Annotated in this window: 17 protein-coding genes; 1 reads left to right on the top strand and 16 read right to left on the bottom strand. The window is 42.1% G+C overall.

The genetic code is table 11. The features are described from left to right. Nucleotides 1–143 precede the first annotated feature (143 nt). The 14 genes from CHF41_RS00765 to CHF41_RS00700 form a co-directional block, all read right to left on the bottom strand. A complete protein-coding gene (locus CHF41_RS00765) occupies nt 144–812 on the bottom strand; it encodes a fructose-6-phosphate aldolase (RefSeq protein WP_119875567.1) in 669 nt (222 codons plus the stop codon). A gap of 244 nt (nt 813–1,056) precedes the next feature. Further along, nucleotides 1,057–1,422: a PTS glucitol/sorbitol transporter subunit IIA gene (locus CHF41_RS00760; protein WP_119875566.1), complete on the bottom strand. Its 366-nt coding sequence runs from the start codon at nt 1,420–1,422 to the stop codon at nt 1,057–1,059. A gap of 47 nt (nt 1,423–1,469) precedes the next feature. Then, nucleotides 1,470–2,462, bottom strand: coding sequence for a PTS glucitol/sorbitol transporter subunit IIB (srlE, locus tag CHF41_RS00755; RefSeq protein ID WP_119875565.1), 993 nt, complete (start codon nt 2,460–2,462; stop codon nt 1,470–1,472). Nucleotides 2,463–2,479: 17 nt separating this feature from the next. Continuing rightward, nucleotides 2,480–3,022, bottom strand: coding sequence for a PTS glucitol/sorbitol transporter subunit IIC (gene srlA / locus CHF41_RS00750; protein WP_119875564.1), 543 nt, complete (start codon nt 3,020–3,022; stop codon nt 2,480–2,482). A gap of 25 nt (nt 3,023–3,047) precedes the next feature. After that, nucleotides 3,048–3,524, bottom strand: coding sequence for a transcriptional regulator GutM (locus CHF41_RS00745; RefSeq protein WP_119875563.1), 477 nt, complete (start codon nt 3,522–3,524; stop codon nt 3,048–3,050). 2 nt (nt 3,525–3,526) lie between these two features. Further along, nucleotides 3,527–5,209, bottom strand: a complete 1,683-nt coding sequence (locus tag CHF41_RS00740; protein ID WP_162911896.1) for an HTH domain-containing protein — start codon at nt 5,207–5,209, stop codon at nt 3,527–3,529. Between the two features lie 174 nt (nt 5,210–5,383). Continuing rightward, on the bottom strand, nt 5,384–6,184 hold the full coding sequence (locus tag CHF41_RS00735; protein WP_119875561.1) for an SDR family oxidoreductase: 801 nt from the start codon (nt 6,182–6,184) through the stop codon (nt 5,384–5,386). 244 nt (nt 6,185–6,428) lie between these two features. Next, complete coding sequence (gene tkt / locus CHF41_RS00730) at nt 6,429–8,399, bottom strand: transketolase (protein ID WP_119875560.1); 1,971 nt, start codon at nt 8,397–8,399, stop codon at nt 6,429–6,431. Between the two features lie 140 nt (nt 8,400–8,539). Further along, entirely contained in the window at nt 8,540–9,601 is a 1,062-nt protein-coding gene (locus CHF41_RS00725) for a zinc-binding dehydrogenase (protein WP_119875559.1), read from the bottom strand. 10 nt (nt 9,602–9,611) lie between these two features. Beyond that, entirely contained in the window at nt 9,612–10,661 is a 1,050-nt protein-coding gene (locus CHF41_RS00720) for a galactitol-1-phosphate 5-dehydrogenase (RefSeq protein ID WP_119875558.1), read from the bottom strand. Nucleotides 10,662–10,717: 56 nt separating this feature from the next. Further along, nucleotides 10,718–11,995, bottom strand: a complete 1,278-nt coding sequence (locus CHF41_RS00715; RefSeq protein WP_119875557.1) for a PTS galactitol transporter subunit IIC — start codon at nt 11,993–11,995, stop codon at nt 10,718–10,720. Between the two features lie 32 nt (nt 11,996–12,027). Further along, entirely contained in the window at nt 12,028–12,321 is a 294-nt protein-coding gene (locus CHF41_RS00710; protein WP_119875556.1) for a PTS sugar transporter subunit IIB, read from the bottom strand. A gap of 20 nt (nt 12,322–12,341) precedes the next feature. Next, nucleotides 12,342–12,818, bottom strand: coding sequence for a PTS sugar transporter subunit IIA (locus CHF41_RS00705; RefSeq protein WP_119875555.1), 477 nt, complete (start codon nt 12,816–12,818; stop codon nt 12,342–12,344). A 27-nt stretch (nt 12,819–12,845) separates the two neighbouring features. Beyond that, nucleotides 12,846–14,774 (bottom strand): BglG family transcription antiterminator, encoded by a 1,929-nt coding sequence (locus CHF41_RS00700; RefSeq protein ID WP_119875554.1) that lies wholly within the window; start codon nt 14,772–14,774, stop codon nt 12,846–12,848. A 259-nt stretch (nt 14,775–15,033) separates the two neighbouring features. Here CHF41_RS00700 and CHF41_RS00695 point away from each other — a divergent pair, with 259 nt between their 5' ends. Then, a complete protein-coding gene (locus tag CHF41_RS00695) occupies nt 15,034–17,412 on the top strand; it encodes a phosphoketolase family protein (protein ID WP_119875553.1) in 2,379 nt (792 codons plus the stop codon). Nucleotides 17,413–17,546: 134 nt separating this feature from the next. Here CHF41_RS00695 and ulaG read toward each other — a convergent pair whose 3' ends face one another. Together ulaG and CHF41_RS00685 are read right to left on the bottom strand one after the other, a co-directional pair. Then, nucleotides 17,547–18,638 carry an L-ascorbate 6-phosphate lactonase gene (ulaG, locus tag CHF41_RS00690; RefSeq protein ID WP_119875552.1) on the bottom strand — a complete coding sequence of 364 codons (1,092 nt, stop codon included), beginning with the start codon at nt 18,636–18,638 and terminating at the stop codon, nt 17,547–17,549. 587 nt (nt 18,639–19,225) lie between these two features. Continuing rightward, nucleotides 19,226–20,920 (bottom strand): BglG family transcription antiterminator, encoded by a 1,695-nt coding sequence (locus CHF41_RS00685; RefSeq protein WP_119875551.1) that lies wholly within the window; start codon nt 20,918–20,920, stop codon nt 19,226–19,228. Nucleotides 20,921–21,010: the final 90 nt, after the last annotated feature.

The following is a 21,010-nucleotide window of genomic DNA, read 5'->3' as shown; positions in this document are numbered from 1 at the left end:
TTTAGTACTAGGCAATGAGTCGCAGGGCATAACTGGGACTACTAAGGATTATGAATAACCCCTATTTCCCACCTTAAACAGTCCACTGGACTGTTTAAGCAAGACGAGTTAACAGCGTAATAGATGAAAATGAAATGACTATATCAGATGCTGTTTCGACCAAAATTACTTTCCCAGTCTCTTGCAAAATCTGCCACTGCCTGATCAATCGAAGGGTGGACAAGAAATTGATCAAGAACATCAGTTCCCACTGTTACACAACTTGCTCCTGCATGAACAGCATCAAGGACCTGTCCGACCTGCTTGAAGCTGGCAGCAAGAATCTGGGTGGAAGATTGAGTACGTTCAATCTCCTTTTGGACATGGCTAATGAGCGAAAACGCATCGCCATTCAAGCTGGAAATGCGATTAACATAAGGAGCTAGAAAATCAGCCCCGCTTTCTAGGGCTAGGAGGGCCTGCATTTCTGTATAGATAGCTGTTGCAGTCACGCCTAATTTGGCTTTTTTCAGCGTTTTGATAGCCCGCAAACCTTCCTTGGTAACAGGAACTTTGATAAAAATCTGATTATCAATCTCTTCGACAAGACGATGAGCATCTGCCAACATCCCCTCATAGTCTTGAGCAATCACCTGTACGTGGAGGCTCCGCTCAAAACCAATCAACTGGCGGATTTCTCTCATGTGTTCAAAGAAGTCAATCTCTCCTTCTTTCTTGACAATACTGGGATTGGTCGTCACCCCCGACACAGGCAGATAGGTCAAATACTCCTTGATTTTTTCTTGATTCGCAGTATCTAAAATGAGCTTCATGATGTTTCCTTTCCAAGAACCTGTATTCACAGCTCAGAAACTCTAATCGGGAGCTTAGGAATACAGGTGCTAAATCTGATTGACAATCCTAAAACAAGATTATCCGCCGGAATTTCCAAGCGGACAATCGATGATTTATAGTGGATTGAGAAAGGAATAGGACAAGGTGAGGAGCTACAGATAGAACTGGCATTCATCAAAGCGACTTAACGATGTCCTAACCTTTATTCAATCCACTATAGAATTAGGCAACGAGTTCAATCACGCTACCCTCTTTAAGGGCTGGTACTTGTCCTGCTGCCACATGTAGGGTCCCTGGAAGCGAACCTTCCTCAGATCCATCAAAGGCAATAGTGATATGGCCTAGGGCAGATAGGTTTTGCTCGACAACATTTCCTACTGCTGTAACAGGATACTCCGCACCATCAATGACCAAGCGCGCACCTGGGAGGATAGATCCTGACAAATTCTTGTTACTAATCTTGTAGCAGTAATCAGCCAAATCAGCTGGCGCTTCCATTCCGAATAAAATGAGCATATTTGCTTCTTCAATCATGTTTGGAGCCTGTTCTCCGATACTTACAATCTTTGTTTCAAAAATTTTTGTCATTCGTCTATCTTCCTATTCTATTTTATTATTTGTCGTTTGATATATGCTTAACTATAAAGACCAAAACTTGCCAACCAAGCTACAATAACACGTGGCACACCATTTAAGAAACGAGAGTAGAGAACCGCTGGCACACCTACCTCAACGGTTTCAGCTTCTGCTTCTGATAATCCAAGCGCAACTGGAATAAAGTCACAACCATTTTGTGTATTGATGGCAAAGAGCGCTGGTAAGGCCATTTGTGGAGGAATATTTCCTTTTCCGATTTCCACACCAATCAAGGTACCGATGATTTGGCTGATAACCGCACCAGGGCCTAAGAGTGGAGATAGGAATGGAAGTGAACAGATAAATCCGATGATGACCAAGCCCCACACATTGCCTGCAAGTGGCACCATGAGTTTTGCGAGCCAGTTTCCGACACCAGAACCTTGGATAATCCCGATTAGGAGAGATACAAAGGCCATGAATGGCAAAATGGTGTTGAGCATGGTTTGAATGGCTTCACGCGCCGCTTGGTTAAAGGTCGCAACAACCTTACCAGCTCCCATACCGATACGAGCGATAAAGCTAGATTCAGCGCGCTGTTCTGTAATCTTTTTAGAGGTGTCGTAGCTTGTTTTTTTCACTTCAGCAGCCTGTACAGGTGCTGCAGCAACTTCTGAGCCGTCTGCTAGGCTAATTTGATCGACACCAACATTTGATACGTAGATGTCTTCTGTAATGTATTGGGCTAGCGGACCACTTTTTCCTGTCGGCACTACGTTAATCGTTGGAATACCTTTCTTTGGATAAATACCGCAACGAAGCGTTCCACCACAGTCAACAATCGCAAGGGCAATTTCCTCATCCGGAATGGATGTTTTAAAACCATTGACTGGCTCCATACCTGTCAATTCTGCGATTTTGTCCACAATGGCTGGCTTTTCTCCACCACCAGTGATGTAGATGAATTTATGCTTTTCTTCTGTTGGAGTAATCACAAGCGGACCACCATAACCGCCACTACCTTTTACAACTTTAATGCTCTTGTATGTCATTGTCTCATCCTCTTTTCTTAGTCAAATGTCTTTTTAAGGGTAATGCCTTGTTGTTTTGCAACATAAGCTGTTGTAAAGTCTGTTACCCAACCGCCGACAAAGTTCATCACCAAACCAACGAGTAGATAACGAATCGCTAACTCTGTCTGGTTGAGACCAAGCGTTTGGATACCTGTTGCAATTCCCAAATACACAAACAATTCACCTGGATTGATGTGAGGGAAGACACCATTTGAGGTGTGACAGAATTGCATTTGTGCTGCAACAAAGCCTGGTTTGTAATATTCAGGCAAGAAACGTCCCATGCTAATCGCCATTGGATTTCCAAGCATGAAAGCTGAGATAAATGGCAAAATCATGTAGCGTGTCACGGGATTTTTCGCAGAAACCTGAGCTAAACGGTGTACTTTTTCTTCCCCAAGAAGGGCAATCACCGTATTCATGGCTACCAAGAGCATGAGAACCACGGGAACAATCCCAGTCATCCAGCTGATAAAGGTTTCGCCACCCAATTGGAAGAGCTTGATAAAGCCTTCAGCAAATTTTACAACATAGTCCATAATAAACTCCTTTGTTTATTGATTATTATTTTTTAAACTGAAATTTGAAAAACTCTGGAAGCATTTTTAGGCGAGTGCCCAGATCCATGACTGGGGCGAATTTCGGGACATCCCGATAGTCGCCTGCCTCAGATCTGACAAATACTTCCCGTGCGTCTTCAATGGCAACTTGCAATAATTTATTTTCTTTTCGTACAAGGGGATTGTAATGATCCAGGTAATGGATATCTTGCCCTACGTAGTCTGGCATCTCTTTGAAACGTGCTGCAACCGTTATTCCCTGCATTCTGCGCGCCTCCAGAACATGTCCTTTTTTATCAACTGCAAAAAGGACAATGGTGCCTGCCTTAATGCGACCGCTCCTGCGGCCAATGGCTATACGCCCTTTTTTTCTCATTTCGGAATAGGTCTGATTGAAATGCTTGATTTGACGCAAACCAAAGATGATTTGAAAGACATAAGCCGTAATCACAACCGCCCCTAAGATATACACACTATCCATTGTTATTCCTTTCTTAACTGACCAATCTGAATCTTTTCAGACGAATTCGTCAATCCTAGTCGCTCCTTGATATGCGTCTCACTACTCATGCGAAAAGTATTATCAAAGATTTTAAAAAGCAAATCCTGATTAAAATCATCCAATTCCATCGGCACAAAGAGCAAAATGAAATCACGGATACTCTGCCCTGCCCTTGTTTCTAAGGCAACTGGAAAATCTTCTGATACCACAACGATCAATTGAGTGAGACTCGCATCCGTCAAGTGTGGAAAGGCGTAGCCGTCTTCTGAAATAGCTGGATTTTTCGCTTCCTTGTCCTTTAATTTCTGAAGGGCTTCACTTGAAATCAGCTGCTGTTTCACCATTTCAGCCAGCAACATATCCAGATTTTCCTCGTAGGTCTGATTGGTCTCAAACTGCACATTGATGACATGGCTATACATCTCAATCTTGCGTCCCAATACCGTTCTCTCTAAAGCCTCTCGCTCAGCCTGATTCTCCTTGGTCACAAGTGATAAAGATAAGAAGGGCTGGAATAAATTTTGACTATACATGAGATTGTCCGTGAAAATCAAATCATAGTGCTGGTTGAGCTCCTCATAGGGGAGGTGATTGACGAAGTCGAGAAAATCAAGTTGAACAGCCTCACCGAAAATCTGACGAATTTGCGTCTCTACCAAGTAGTTAAAGGACTGACCCGACTGGGTAATCACCGCAACCCGACCGATAAGAGGCTTGCTCTTTCTAGCCATCAGCAATTCCATCCAGGCAGCAAGTAACACGACCTCTTTTTCTGAAACCGTGAGCCCCGTCATTTCGACCACACGGTTTACGAAAAATTGCGATACAATCTTTGAAAAAGAACTTTGAATCAGCTGCTCCCGCAGGCTGACTTCTTCGAAGCGCCATTTCATGACACTGCGATTGAGCATGTACACCAGATGTCGCTGCAAGACCTGAGCACTTTCTTGAATATCCAAGGTGATTCCAAACTCTTGTACCGTCTGACGCAGGATATGCTCTGCCATCTCACGAATTTCTGCTCGCGCAATTTCTGCTGGAAGCAAGCCCAACTGCATGGGAAAGGTCAAAAATTCCCGCTCTGCCTTGGTCAAAGAGCGCCCCATAAAATAGGACAAAATATCGTAGAAAATCGCTGGTAAATCAAGCGACTCCTGACTGGTAAACCAGGTGAAATCCTCCTCATCTAACGAATGTCTACGGCGTAAAACAGTCAAAAGTAAGGTGGAATGAAAGGTGCGTTCGACATCAATCGGAAAACGATGATGTCTGACAAAGTCCGTATAGGTCTCCATGAGATCCTTAGGAAGCTCGAGCTTGGTCTCTAAATAATCCATGACCTCATACAGATAGAGCAAACGCTTGGCTAACTCAGAGCCTACTAACCGAATCCCAACTCCAGACTTAGATAGGAGCTTCAACCGATAGCCTTCTAAAACCATTTTCATCCGGTTGATATCTCGCGTTAGGCTACGCCGACTAATTCCTAATTGTTCCGCAATCATATCGGCCGACACGTAGCCATCTGCTTCTAAGAGGATCTGAAAGAAAACTGCTTGGCGTTTATGGAAAGAGTTCAGGTCTGTCGAAAGTAACAAATCCTCTGTCACCAAGACCTTGAAGGCTACTTCATCGTGTATCTTGAGCGATAGCTTGCCATTCATCTCTTGTATCGAAAAGATGTGATCATAACTATATAAAAGCGATTCTATTAGTAGTTTAAGGGTACGTCTAGAACATTGAAGACGGTCACTTAACACCTCATAGCTAACACTAGCATGAGATGATAAATAATATAACAATGCCTTTTTGTTTAATTCTAGACTCATAATCCCTCTTTATCCTCTTGTTTTTCCGCCTGCTACGTTTGTGGTCACACCCGTGATATAGCTTGCGCGATCAGACAAGTAATAGCATACCAAGTCCGCCACTTCACTCAAGCGACCACTGCGTCCAAGTGGAATGGTACTAGTATTACTGTAACCTGCGCGTAATTCCTCAACCGTTTTTCCACGTGTATAGGCAAGAGCTTCTTCGTAGGAAAGAGTGCGAAGTCCCGTTGCTTCCATGATTCCTGGAGCAATGCCCACCACACGAATCCCGTGTTTCGCCAGTTCTTTTGCCCATGAACGAGTGAGAGAATAAACCGCACCCTTTGTCGCAGCATAGATACTTTGTCCTTCGCTACCTTCTAAACCTGCTTCTGAAGCCATATTGATAATGACACCAGATTTTTTAGTAGCAAGAATACGTGCCACTTCTTGTGATACAAAGAAAAGTCCTTTAAAGTTGATATTGACCATTTTGTCAAACTTTTCTTCATTTAACTCATATTGTCCAGCCTCTTCTGCTACATCAACCAACAAGCTCGGAATATTGATTCCTGCATTGTTGACCAAACCGTCTACGGTACCGAAATGTGCGACTACCTTAGCAACTGCTTCTTTGACCGCTTGATGACTAGTCACGTTGGTTTCTACAAAAAGCAAATTCTCATGGCTCACATCTGAGTCACGAATATCGAAGTTTGCGACCTTTGCCCCTTGTTCCAACAAGCTTTTCACAATTGCAAGCCCAATTCCTGAGCTACCACCTGTCACGACATATACCTTGTCATGAATCGCTAACCAATCCGACATGTTTTCCAACCTCCGTTATTTTTTTACACATTCATTATAAAACGGAAGCGCTTTAAAGTTAAGGACACAATTTTTCACAGCGCTTGCAAGAATTGTCCATAAGTCAAGCATGCCAGTTGTTTCTTTTTGACAAGTGTGAAATTACTTTCTTTTATTGTATCATTTCACGAAAGTTTTTGAGCGATTTTGACACAAAAAGACAGCCTCTCGGCTGTCTAACATTAATCTGTTTAGCGTATGTTTCTTACAATCCTTTAACTGTATTCACCACATTTTCCACTGTAAAGCCATATTCTTCGATGACTTTAGCGGCTGGCGCTGATGCTCCAAAGGTATCAATACCTAGTACCGCACCGTCTAGGCCGACATATTTGTACCAGCTTTGAGTTGCACCCATTTCAATGGCTAGGCGACGACGGATTGCATTTGGCAAGATTTCTTCCTTATAGGCTGCGTCTTGCGCATCAAAGAGTTCTGTAGACGGTACGCTGACCACACGAACCTTGATGCCTTCTGCTGCAAGCTGTTTCGCTGCTGTAACGGCCAAGTTGACTTCTGAACCTGATGCAAGAAGAATAGTGTCAAACCCTGCTTCTTCATAGACCACATAAGCACCTTTTGCAACTTTATCAAAGTCTGTTCCTTCTTCTACAGTCAAGTTTTGACGAGTCAAGGCCAAAACGGATGGTGTAGATGGGCTTGTTAAAGCCAAATACCAGGCAGCTTGTGTCTCACGCGCATCTGCTGGGCGGAAGACATTCACGTTTGGCATCGCACGAAGGCCCGCTAAATGTTCAATTGGCTCATGAGTTGGACCATCTTCACCAACCGCAATTGAATCATGGGTGAAGACATAGGTTACTGGAAGTCCTTGAAGGGCAGATAGGCGAATTGCTGCTTTCACATAGTCAGAGAAGACCATGAAGGTACCACCGTAAACACGAAGGTTACTGTGTAGCGCCATACCATTCAAGATTGTTCCCATCGCAAATTCACGCACACCGAATTGGATATTTCGATTCAATGGATGAGTCGCATCTTGTAGTCCCTCACCCTTAATAAAGGTCATGTTTGAGTGAGACAAGTCTGCAGAACCACCGAAGAAATGTGGAAGCACTTCTGCGGCTGCATTGATGGCATCTTGACTTGAGTTACGAGTCGCTTGTGAGAAGCCTGTCTCTGGCATTGGGAAGTCGCTTGGTTTCAACTCTACCGCGTCACGACCTTCTAGAACCGCACTCACTTCTTCTGCCAACTCTGGATAAGCTGCTTTGTAATCTGCCACGAGTTTTTCCCAAGTTGCATAAGCTGCTTGTCCACGATCTGTCACGTGTTCTTTAAAGTCTGCATAAACTTCTTGTGGTACTTCAAACGGTGCAAAGTTCCAATCCAAGGCCTTGCGTGTTGCTGCTGCTTCTTCTGCTCCAAGTGGCGCACCGTGAACAGCATTTGTTCCTTGTTTATTTGGAGAACCATGCCCGATAATTGTTTTGACTTCGATAAGAGAAGGCTTACCAGAAACTTTAGCAGCCTGAATTGCTTGATCAACAGCTACCACGTCTGTTCCATCAGAAACAAGGGCTGTATGCCAGCCATAGGCTTCATAACGCGCACGAACATCCTCTGTTAAGGCATCACTTGTTCCTCCATCCAAACAGATATCATTTGAATCATAAAGAACAATCAGTTTGTCTAATTTTTGCAAACCAGCATAAGAAGCCGCTTCTGCAGAAACACCTTCCATCAAATCTCCGTCACCACAGATGACGTAAGTATAATGGTCAAAAATTGGATAGCCTTCTTTGTTGTACTTAGCCGCAAGGAAACGTTCTGCTTGAGCTAAACCAACGGCAGTTGAAATCCCTTGCCCAAGAGGACCAGTTGTCACGTCTACACCTGCAGTGTGACCGAACTCAGGGTGACCTGGTGTTGTTGATCCCCATTGACGGAAATTCTTAATTTCATCCATACTTACTTCTTCAAAACCTGACAGATGAAGAAGGGCATAAAGCAACATAGAACCGTGTCCCGTAGATAACACAAAGCGATCACGATTGACCCAACGTGGATGAGCTGGGTTAATACGCATATGATTGGTAAATAGGCTGTAAGCCATTGGAGCTTGCCCCATAACAGCTCCTGGATGACCTGATTTCGATTTTTCAATGGCATCTACTCCAAGGAAACGAATCGCGTTGACTGATAAATGTGACATATCTTCCTCCTCTTAAAAAGTTATTGTATTCCTATTATAACATAAAGCGTTTTCTTTGTTACAATAAGTTCAACATTTTGACATATTTTTAAAGAATAAGACGGAGAGCATTACTTGCCCCCGCCTCATTACTTTTTTCCTTAAAACTCCCCAGGGTTTGATTCAATCATGACTTTGAATTCTTTTCCACCCATAACAGCTTCAAATGCTTGTCGCCATTCCTCTAGCGGGAATTTTTGAGTAATCATCTTATCAATATTAATAGCACCTTTATTTAGGAGGTGAATCGCAATTGGCCAGTCAAATGGATTTTGTGAGCGGCAACCCACGTATTCAATTTCGCGTTGAATGATGGACTCTGTATCTAATTCAATGTACTTCTTCGCAAAAAGCCCTACTTGAACAAAACGACCGCGTTTCTTGATGAGTGGCAATACCTGATTGACTGCTGGAGCAGCCCCTGAAGCATCATAGGCTTTATCAACACCATAACCATCTGTATATTGATGAACAATGGCAGCCAAATCTTCTTTTTGTGTATCGACAACTACGTCGGCTCCTAATTCTTTGGCAAAGGCCAGACGCTCTGCATCTTGAGTAATCCCAGTCATAATGACAAATGCACCGATGTCTTTTGCGATTTGCAATAAGAACAAACCAATCGGACCAGGCCCCATAATAATAATTTTATCATGTAAGCTAAGCTGACTCTTTTGATACATCGCATGCACACAGCAAGCTAGAGGCTCCGTCATAGCTGCTCCCTCGTAGCTAAGAGAATCTGGCAAGATATGAACACTTTCTTCTCGGGTTAACACATACTTGGCCATTGAACCATTTTGTTGTGTTCCTATACCTTTGCGTTTCATTGCTAAATTATAGAGCTTATCATGGGTATAAATATCTGTACTTGTTTCAAAAGTTGTCTCACTCGTAACACGATCTCCAACTTTTACCTTCGTTACTTGGTCACCAACTGCTACAACTTGGCCCGAAAATTCATGCCCAAGAACAACGGGAGTTGCAGGATTGTTATACTCACCTTTAAACGTGTGAATATCTGATCCACAGATTCCTGTAAAAGCCACCTTAATAAGAACTTTATCCCCTTCAGCTTTTGGCACATCTAAGTCTAGGAAATCCATTTTATCATAGCCGGGTTCTGTTTTAAAGACCCCTTTCATTTTATCTGGAATGGTCATATTCGCCTCCTCAATCGTCTTCAGGGAAAATCATCACTTTATTGTAAGATTCTTCCCTCTTTACTGTTAGGTTGAAAGCCTTCTGAATCTCATCAAGTTTAAATCGATGTGAAATCATATCTTTCAAATTAATTTTACCCGCCTCAATAAACTCAACAGAATGAGTCCACTCTTTACCAGGGAATGGGGCAGAATAAGAATTCCAAAAACCTTTGACTGTATATTCTCGTCTAAAGATATTTTCAAAAGCACGCTGACGCAATACTACATCTGTATAAGCGATGCCTTGATACCCAATCTTTCCACCTTTTCTAGTAATCAAGAGGCATTGTTCCTCTGTTATCTTAGAACCGGCACATTCCAAAGCAATATCAACACCAAGCCCATCGGTCAATTTTGCAACGGCTTCTTCTAGGCCTTCTTCTAAAGGATTGATTGTATCCGTTACACCGTATTTTTTGGATTCTTCTAGCTTATTCGGGTCGATATCAATACCGATAATCCGTTTGACTCCCGCTAGACGAAGCCATTGCACACTTAAAATACCAATCGTACCCAAACCAAATACAGCAACCTGATCACCAACTTGTGGGTCTAATCCCATAACACCATGAGCTGCTACCGCTAGAGGTTCAATCATGGCTGCCTCTTCATAAGAGATTTTATCCCCGATGTTCAAGACATTTGTTTCCGGTACGACAACGTACTCTTCAAAACCACCATAGTAATGCGAACCAATCATTCGATAGTCTTCGCAGAGCTGGTACTTACCTTCTCGACAATAAATACATTTGTTACAAGGCAAGAACGGTACGATTGCGACACGATCGCCTACTGCTACCTGCTTTACATCTTCTCCTACTGCCTCTACTTGACCTGAAAATTCATGACCCATGACCATAGGTAAGTCATATTTCCACTCACTTTGCATTTTATGAATATCAGAGCCGCAGATTCCTGCGGCTTTGACTTTTACTAATACTTCATGTGAATGTGGAGTCGGCTTATCCATTTCATGAATTTCAAAATGGTTTAATTCTGTCAGCAATGCTGCTTTCATTATTATCCGCCTTTCCCTTTATCGCATTATTCATAGTCACATTATGTTCTTATAGATTAAAGAACTCCTGAGAATAATTGTGCAAATTTCAAGATGAGCCAGTTAAGGACGTTACCACCCATATCAAGACTTGACACAAGAGTAGCTCCTGCTGGGAATTCATATACACCACGCATCATTTCTGTATGTTCTGGCGCAAAGTTTGTTGCCATGTAAAGTGCGCCTGTAATAACGATTGCACCTGTAATAACAGATTGGATAATGTTACCTTTACGGCTAGCTACGATAAGGGATACGTAGAATGGAATAGTTGCCAAGTCACCGAATGGAAGGACTTTATTTCCTGGCAAGATAATCGCAATCAACAAAGTAATTGGCACAAGAAGCAAACCTGTTGCAAGGTTAGCAGGGTGACCAGTTGTAAGGGCAGCATCCATACCAAGGTAAATAGTGCGGTCGCTGTTACCATTACGTTTTTGCAAGAAGTCACGAGCTGCTTCTGAGATTGGAATCAAACCTTCCATCAAGATTTTAACCATACGAGGCATCAAGAACATAACTGCTCCCATGTTGATCCCCATTGTGATGATACCACCAACATCATATCCACCAAGAGCGGCAATACCAGCACCGATGATGATACCCATCATCATTGGCTCACCGAAGATACCAAATTTTTCTTGGATGGTATCTGCACTAACGTCAAGTTTGTTTAAACCAGGGATTTTACCAACAAGGATACCGACAGGAATACCAAGCAAACCAAAGGCGTCAGTAGAACCAGTTGGAAGGCTGACACCTTCTAGTCCGTAGAATTTTTCAACCATTGGAGCTGTCCAGTCTGCGATCAACAAGCAGGCAATTTCATAAAGGACACCACACAAGATTGAGAACCACCAGTTCCCACCTGTTACGATGTACCCAGTCGCAGCTGCGGCAATAAAGTGCCAGTAGTTCCACAAGTCAATATCGAGAGTCTTAGTAGTCTTAGTAAACAACATAAGCAAGTTTACGGCTACACAGATTGGAATCATGATAGCAGAAACAGGAGCTGCCCATGCAGCAGCTGCTGCTGAAGGCCATCCTGTATCAATGATATTCAATGATACCCCAAAGTTTTCAACCATCGCTTGTGCGGCAGGGCCCAAGTTACTAGACAAAACACCGATGACAAGGTTAATACCAATGAAACCAATACCTACAGTCAAACCTGATTTAAGTGACTTCCCAAATGGTAGTCTAAAAATCAATCCTACAATTGTCAACATGATTGGAAGCATAACAGATGCCCCTAATCCAAGAATATACTGAACAACGTCGTTAATAGCACTCATTGTCTCATCTCCTTTTTATTTTTTTATATTTTTTATCCTAAAATTGAACGTGCAGCTTCTAAGACTTGTTCGTCTACTTTATCTGCATTAATACCAGTTAGATATCCCATTGCTTTGATTGCTGGAATACTAAATTCCCCTGGAAGAAGAGTTGTTGTAATCAACATATCTGCATCTGCTTCTCTTGATTTTGCTTCTGCAATCTTGATTTGAATAATATCAACATCAATATTGTTAGATTTAAACAAATCCTCTACACGTTTCATTACCACTGTTGATGTAGCAATTCCTGCACCACATGCAACCAATACTTTAAGTTTAGCCATAAGCTGTTCTCCTTTATATGTTATAAATTATTATTTTTTACGATAGTCAATAACTGCTCTGTTGTTTCAGCAGCTAATAGTTGGCCTAAAACTTCTGGACTTTGTAGTAGGCCCATCAACGATTGAAGCATTTCTAACTGAGCGTGGGGTTGATTCAAACCAAGCACAAATACAATATTTGCTTCAACCGTTTGATTCAAGTCCTCCATGCTTTTGAACTCAACTGGTTCCGCATTAGTGATAACAGCGACAAACTCCTTATGGACACATTCAGCATCCGTATGTGGAATCGCCACCCCAAACTTCTCCAACTGAATCCCCGTCGGGAATGTTTCTTCGCGTCGTTGCACGCGCTCTAGGAAGTCTTCACGCACAAATCCCTTGTCAAAAGCAACCGTTGACACTTCGGTAAACAGTTCCTTATTAGAAGAATAACGTTTTTGCATAAAAATCAAGGACTCATTCAGATAATCCGATAATTTAATAGCTTCCGTCATTGTAGCAATCTCCTTTTTTTATAGTGCCTACAGACAATCGATAAAATCAGATTGGTTTTCGATAGAATGCAGGATATCGATATAGTCTGTACGATCAATTTTTGAGTATAGACTAATCAATGCTTTCTTATATAATTCCTCATCTTTTTCTGCAATGGCAATTAGAACCACTACCTTGACTATGTTTTGACCCCAAAGAATAGGTTTGTCAAGAGTCATAATGACCAGTTGTGATTCTGCGACAAATGCAGGATCCGCATGAGGTAAGGCAATACCTGTGTAAACACTTGTACTTCCTAATTTCTCCCTGGCCAAGACCGATTCTAGAAAACGTTTGTTGCGTTGGTTTCGTGGCGACGTTTTTCCAACCATTTTCCGAATACACTCTTCAACAGATTGGCAGGATTGATGAAGTAAAATATTGGTCTGTAACAAATCCCGAATCACTGATTTTGAAAAACTTGTGTTGTCATGAATAGCAGACAGCATATTCCGATTTCCCTTGGTCAGGCTCGAGTAGGCATGTTGAATAATTTCTAACTCCTCATCTGTCACAATCGGACTAACCTGAATATAATCAACATCGAATTGCTCTAAGTGAATGGAGCTAATCACCAAATCCGCTTGCGCGAGCTTTTCTTCTGTCAATTCCCTCATGTCCATGTTGACTAAATGATCAAAATTGGAAATCGTCCTACGGAGCGAACTCATAATCAACTCTGAAGTCGCTAGACCATGCGGACAGATCACATAGATGGTCAATGGGGTTGTCATTTTCTCAACCGAAATCTCAAAGTAAATGGTGAGAAAAGCAATCTCTGCATCAAAGAATTCGACTGCATACTTCTCTGATAACGATTTCGATGCCAACCAGACAATATAATAGAGAGCACTATATCTCGTCTTTATATTTTCTGTAATCTGATTTTTAATGTTAATCCCACTCTTTAAGCGATAAATCATCGGTTGCGTGTGGTTGACCAACATTTGAAATAGATGTGCATCAGACCGAAAATCAACACCGGATAACTCCGATACGCGCGCAATAAATTGCTCAACTGTTTTTTTCAAATCCGACTGTTGCACCATTTCTGTCTCATATCCTACCGATAAGAGTGTATAACAGATGTTGCGAATTTCCGCATCTGTAATCAGATTCATAGCAATGCCCGTTGACTGACTAAGCAATTCACCAGCGATGACATACACCTCATATTGCCGAAGGTTTTCAACACCGACAATCTCACTTGCTTCCTCAATGGCGTTTCCTTGAAGATACCGCTTAGAACTGATGAGCAAGTCCAACACTAGATAGACCCGATATTGTTCAGAGGTTCTAAAATGGTAGAAATTAGAAGATTTTTGAACACTTTCAACGACATTCATGATGAGCTCAGAAGAGAAAAAGTACGCTAGGCCTTCTTCATACTGCAAGCTGCTCAGATTAAAATGCTGGATGATAAAGTCTCGGAAAAACTTTCTAATATTCCCTTCTTGTCCAACTAAGGAAACACGACCACTCTTCTTCAAAAGTGAAACATGATAGCTAGTTAAATGCTGTTCTAAACGCTCTAAATCCCTTCGAATCGAGGCCTCGCTGATAAAATGACTAACAGACCAGTCCAGCACATCAATCGTGCCACTGCCTAATATCAGTTCTTTTAACAAGTCGCATTCGCGATGAAATTGAGAATCTTCGTCTGCCCCATCGTGATTACTCTGTTCCACAAATTCTAAGATTTTTCTCTTTTCATTTTGTTCAACCTGCAATCGTATACCACGACGTGGCGTTTTTTCAATCGTAACACCAAAAGATGACAGCTCTTCATTCATCATCTGTAAATCTGCATAAGCTGTTTTGGTTGAAACAGCATACTTAGAGGATAACTCTTGTGCTGTTATATAATCACTTGCAGCCATAAGATCTCGCAGAATATTGATTTGTCTAGGATTCAATCTGGACCTCCCTGTTACATGTATCATTATAATGTAAGCGTTTTTAGTATTAAAGTCAACTTACTTCCACATTAATCTGGAAGAAATGATATTATACCCTTTATTTTCAAGAAAAGATATTTTCTAGATTGATATAACAATATTTCCATTTGTTTTCTTTTGGTTTTCAATAATGTTTTCAATCTTTGACAGGGCTTACATAAGATGATATAGTTAGCATGTGAAATAAAATACAATAATGGATAAAGGAGATTGAATCATGACAAAACTATTTGATTCACCAGAATATCTTGCTAAAGTCGACGCTTGGTGGCGGGCGGCCAACTACATCTCAGCTGCTCAAATGTACTTGAAAGACAATCCTTTGCTCAAACGCGAAGTAGTCGAAAACGATTTGAAGGCTCACCCAATTGGACACTGGGGAACTGTCCCAGGTCAAAACTTCATTTATGCTCATCTTAATCGTGCGATTAACAAATACGATTTAGATATGTTCTATATTGAAGGTCCTGGCCATGGTGGACAAGTAATGGTCGCAAACTCTTACCTTGATGGTAGTTACACTGAGCTGAACCCAGATATTCCGCAAACAGAAGAAGGTTTCCAAAAACTCTGTAAAATCTTCTCTTTCCCTGGAGGAATCGCTTCCCACGCAGCACCTGAAACACCAGGTTCTATCCATGAAGGAGGAGAACTCGGTTATGCCCTCTCACATGCGGCAGGAGCTGTCCTTGATAATCCAAACATCATTGCCGCAACTGTTATCGGAGACGGAGAAGCTGAAACAGGCCCATTAATGGCAGGATGGTTTGCCAATACCTTCATTAATCCTGTAAACGACGGGGCAGTCTTGCCTATCCTTTATCTAAACGGTGGAAAAATCCACAATCCTACTATCTTAGAACGCAAAACAGACGAAGAGTTGGCTCATTTCTTCAAAGGACTCGGTTGGAGCCCAATCTTTGTTGATGTGACAAGTTCAAACTTCGAAGATGCACACCGTGCAATGGCTCAAACAATCGATAGCGCTGTTGAAATGATTCAAGCCCTTCAAGCAGAGGCCCGCAAAGGCTCAGCAGAAGAAGCAACAATGCCTGCTTGGCCAGTAATTGTTGCACGCATTCCGAAAGGTTGGACTGGTCCTAAAGCTTGGGAAGGAACTCCAATTGAAGGAGGATTCCGCGCGCACCAAGTTCCAATCCCAGTCGATGCACACCACATGGAACATCTCGATGCACTTCTTGACTGGTTGCACAGCTACCGTCCTGAAGAATTATTTGACGAAAACGGGAAATTACTCCCAGAAATTGCAGAAATGTCACCGAAAGGCGACCGTCGCATGTCCATGAACCCAATCACCAATGCCGGTGTCATCAAACCAATGGATACTGCTAACTGGAAAAGACATGCCTTTGACATCGAAACACCAGGTGCCATCCTTGCCCAAGACATGATTGAATTTGGTAAATACGCTGCTGACTTGGTCGAAGCAAATCCTGACAACTTCCGTGTCTTCGGACCAGATGAAACAAAATCAAACCGCTTAAACGCAATCTTTACAAAAACCAATCGCCAATGGCTCGGCCGTCGCAAAGAAAGCTACGATGAATGGCTTAGCCCAGCTGGTCGTGTCATCGACTCTCAATTGTCAGAGCACCAAGCAGAAGGTCTCTTGGAAGGATATGTCTTGACTGGTCGCCACGGATTCTTTGCTTCTTATGAATCCTTCCTACGTGTAGTTGATACCATGATTACCCAACACTTCAAATGGTTACGGAAATCAAAAACCCACACTACTTGGCGTAAAAACTATCCAGCTCTCAACTTGATTGCCACTTCAACCGTATTCCAACAAGACCATAACGGCTATACACACCAAGACCCAGGAATCCTCACTCACCTATCTGAAAAAACACCGGAATATATCCGTGAGTATCTTCCTGCTGATACCAACAGTCTCTTGGCTGTCATGGATAAGGCCTTTAAAGATGAAGACGTCATCAACTTGGTCGTAACTTCAAAACACCCACGTCCTCAATTCTACTCTGTTGATGAAGCTGAAGAATTGGTCGAAAAAGGATACAAAGTCATCGATTGGGCTTCAACTGTCTCTCTTGATGAAGAACCTGATGTGGTATTTGCGGCAGCAGGAACTGAGCCAAACTTAGAAGCCTTGGCTGCGATTTCTATCCTCCACAAAGCCTTCCCTGACTTGAAGATTCGCTTTGTCAATGTCGTAGACATCTTGAAACTTCGCCACCCAGACTTGGACCCACGCGGACTTTCAGATGAAGAATTCGACGCAATCTTTACAACAGACAAACCTGTTATCTTTGCCTTCCATGCTTACGAAGGAATGATTCGTGACATCTTCTTCAGACGCCACAACCACAATCTTCACGTTCATGGCTACCGTGAAAACGGAGATATCACGACTCCATTTGACATGCGGGTTATGTCTGAACTAGACCGCTTCCACTTGGCTCAAGACGCTGCTCTTGCGACACTTGGACATGAAGCACAGGCCTTTTCTGAGAAGATGGATCAAACCGTGGCTTATCACAAAGACTATATCCGTGAACATGGTGATGATATTCCTGAAGTACAAAACTGGAAATGGGAAAATATCAATCGATAAACACTGACAAGTCACTCCTATACTCCTTATACGCACAAATCCCCTAGAATGACAATCTAGGGGATTTTCCTGTGTAAACTAAAAAAGAGGGAACTCATCCCTCCTTACATTTGATAGCGATATAAGACTTGCTCTTATAGCAAGGCCTTAAATTGAATATTCGAATCTTCTAAGAAGCAATCATCAAATCCACGTGGGTGATGATATTCGATGCGATTCTGATCCATTGGATAAGTATATTTACCGCCCACTTCCCAGATAAATGGGTGGAACTGGTATTGCAGGCGTTCTTTTCTCATCTTCCAGAGTTCTAAAATTTCATCCGTTGAAGCCATGAAGTTTGACCAGATATCATAGTGAACTGGAATGATAACCTTAGCACGGAGATTTTCCGCCATACGAAGTAGGTCAATAGAGGTCATTTTGTCTTGGATACCGAGTGGGTTTTCACCGTAGTTATTCAAGGCAACATCAATCTTGAAGTCACGACCGTGTTTAGCAAAGTAGTTTGAGAAATGAGAATCCGCACCATGATAGACTGTTCCGCCCGGGGTTTCAAAGACATAGTTGACAGCCTTACGAGCCATTTCCTCATCTGTCACCGCAAGTCCAGCCAATTCACCGTCTTGAGCATCCGCTCCTTCCACTGGCAAAGTCACCAAGCAGGTTCGGTCGAAGGATTCGACCGCATGGACCTTCATATCCTTAATTTCAAAGCTGTCACCTGGTTTTACAATAATAATACGATCTGCTGGCACACCCCATTTTTTCCAGATTTCCCCACATTCATAAGGTCCAACAAATTTTACATGGTCTAATTTCGGATTGTTAACAATAGCTGCTGCTGTATTGATATCAATGTGGTCACTATGGAAGTGAGAGACAAGATAGTAGTCCAACTCATTGATTGCAAATGGGTCGATGACCATCGGTTGCACACGAAGATTTGGTTGAAGTTTGCGAACTCCCGCCATATTAGCCATTTGGTGTCCACGTACCATATCTTTTACTTTTTTAGTCGATTTTCCACGCGCTGACCAAAGGTCCATGACGATGTTGGCTCCGCCTGGTGTTTTAAGCCAAATTCCACAATTTCCTAGCCACCACATAGAGAAATTGCCTTCTGGAACCACTTCTTCTTCAATTTCTTCATTGAGCCATGTACCCCATTCTGGGAAGGTACTTAAAATCCATGATTCTCTTGTAATTTCGTTCACTTTTGCCATAATAGTTCCTCCTGATAGCTTATGTATAGGCCTAGTATAACGCTTTCATCTGTTCAAAAAAAGACCAAATAAAACACATGCGTGTGTTCAGGTTTGGACTGTCCTATCATCTTGCTACTGCAAACCAATGTTCAACGAAAAACAGCGAACTTTACGTTTTGATGAACCCATTGCTTTCTTATCAACTCCTCTTTCCATAAAAGAGTTACGTCCGTTTCTTTCTATATTCGTTTTGATTTCGTAAAGCGCTACGACTGAATACTCAATTAAAATCCGCATTAGCATTTTGGGATACTTTCTTAAATAGTACAGTCGAAAGCAACCTTGTATTTCCGACCTTTAACTCCACTAGACTGTTAAAGCAATCTTGAGCCTAAGGCCTCAAAAATGCCGTGCCTCGCAACTACTTTTCTGTTGTTAGTCATTCCACTATTTCAAATGTATCGCCTTTGGCTCACTTCATCAATCCATTTTCCTACAGAATAGATATTTATAAGATAAAATAGCTATTTTTGATGTTCATTAAGCATAAAAACATCATAAGGTCTATAAAATCTAAAAAAGCTGGGGCATTCCCCAGTCCTATATCAATATAAATCTTTTAGTCCACCATTTTCAACGGTTGCTAAAAAGAAATCGCTTTGGAATAGTTCCTGTACCTTAGCAGTTGCCTCTCTCAGCTCTTCGTCTTTTGAGATGTAGCGTGAAAGGAGGCGTTGCAATTGAGGTTGAAACTGCTTGGCACTATCTTTCATGGTGTGGTAGGTCAAAAAATAATTGATTTTCATCACATCCTCATAGGTCAAGACAGGCTCGACCTGTAAGATTGGAAAAGAAGCTCGCAGATTATCACTGGTAGAAATCAGCAGGTCCACCTCTAAAATATCCTCCACGCTATGGAATTGCTCGGTCGTAAAAACGGCCTTAATACTATCTACTGGCAGATAAGCCTGACACTGTTTATAGAGCAGCTTTTGCACACCGACCCCCTCATCGCAGACCAAGTAAATGTTGCGAAAAGATTTTCCGCTGATTGGTCTATGCTTTAAAGCACCGCCGATATGAATGGTGAAATAGGAGATGTCATCATCATTCATCTGAATCATCCACTCTGCTTCTAGAGTATAAGAAGCCACCACTCTAATCGTGACAAATAAGTCTTTGTACTTCTGCTTAATCTGTCTGGTCAAGGGATTTTTAGATAAAATGCCATAGGTCTTACGAAAAAGAAGGGCCTTGGCATGCATGACCAAATTACGCATCAAGGTTTCACGATTGTCAATCTCAAAGGCTGAACAGCGTAAAAATTCATCAACAAAGCGTTCCAAGGTTTCCTTTAACTCTGCAAAATCTTGGCTATTGGTGTGAATATCCTTATCCTTACGGTAGGACAACAAGAGCATGGCAATCAGAGAAATTTCGATCTCATCCAGCACCACTTCAAATCGCTCAGAAAGAGAAGAGGCCAAGTTCTGCGCTGCGGTATATTCAATCCGCTTGCGAATTAAGGTGAACTCTCGCTGAATTTCTGCTTGCTCGGCTATTTTCAAGGCCATATTGCGATAGCTAAGAAGTAAATAAGGTAGGACTTTGAGCATGAACTCAATCTCATAATGGTTGATTTTCTTTCCCAAATCTACCTCTAGCTGGTTCACTTGTTCTGCTAAAAATTCTACTAAATTGGAACTAAACAAGAGTTCACAGCCTTCAAAGTAAGGCACCTTTTCATTGAGAATGGTGAGAAAGCCTTCATTGGGATTAGAAAAGACATCATAGAGAAGAGAGTGGATATACTGGATTTTATTGAGCGGGTGGCATTTGAAAAAGTAGCCTTCTGACTTGGTTGCATAGAGATAGACCTTGAATTGCTCGGTGGTCAGTTGCGCCCGAATTTCACTCAGGTCATTTAACACGGTATTGCGTGAAACGTCCGTCAGCGCCATAAGTTTTTCAATGGTTACACGTTCAGAGGTAATAGCAATATAAATGGTCATGAGCTGAATCCGCTCCTCCATGCTCATCACATAGCTATACGAATCCACGCTCCCCAATAAGACCTGACAAGCCGCTTTTTGTGCATCCGTTAATAAAATACCGACCCTTGGAAGACTGACAATCATCTCAGTATCACTAGGAAGAGAACCATTGATTTTTTCAAGATGATAATAAATTTTTCGCCTAGACTGACCCATTGCCCGTGAAATACTCATAACCGTCTCTGGCTTTGTCAATCGCATCAAATAGGTTAGCAATTCATAACTGCTCTTATCGAGTAGGACCATTTTCTCATCTCCTTCTTCTTGCGTATAGATAGTGTACCATTTTTCGAATGTAAAGACCATGCCCCCCCAAAAAAGGAAAGAGAGGAAACG

The organism is Streptococcus respiraculi (assembly GCF_003595525.1).
Classification (GTDB): domain Bacteria; phylum Bacillota; class Bacilli; order Lactobacillales; family Streptococcaceae; genus Streptococcus; species Streptococcus respiraculi.
The sequence above is the reverse complement of the archived record's forward strand: the minus strand, read 5'-3'. Positions and strand labels throughout refer to the sequence as shown.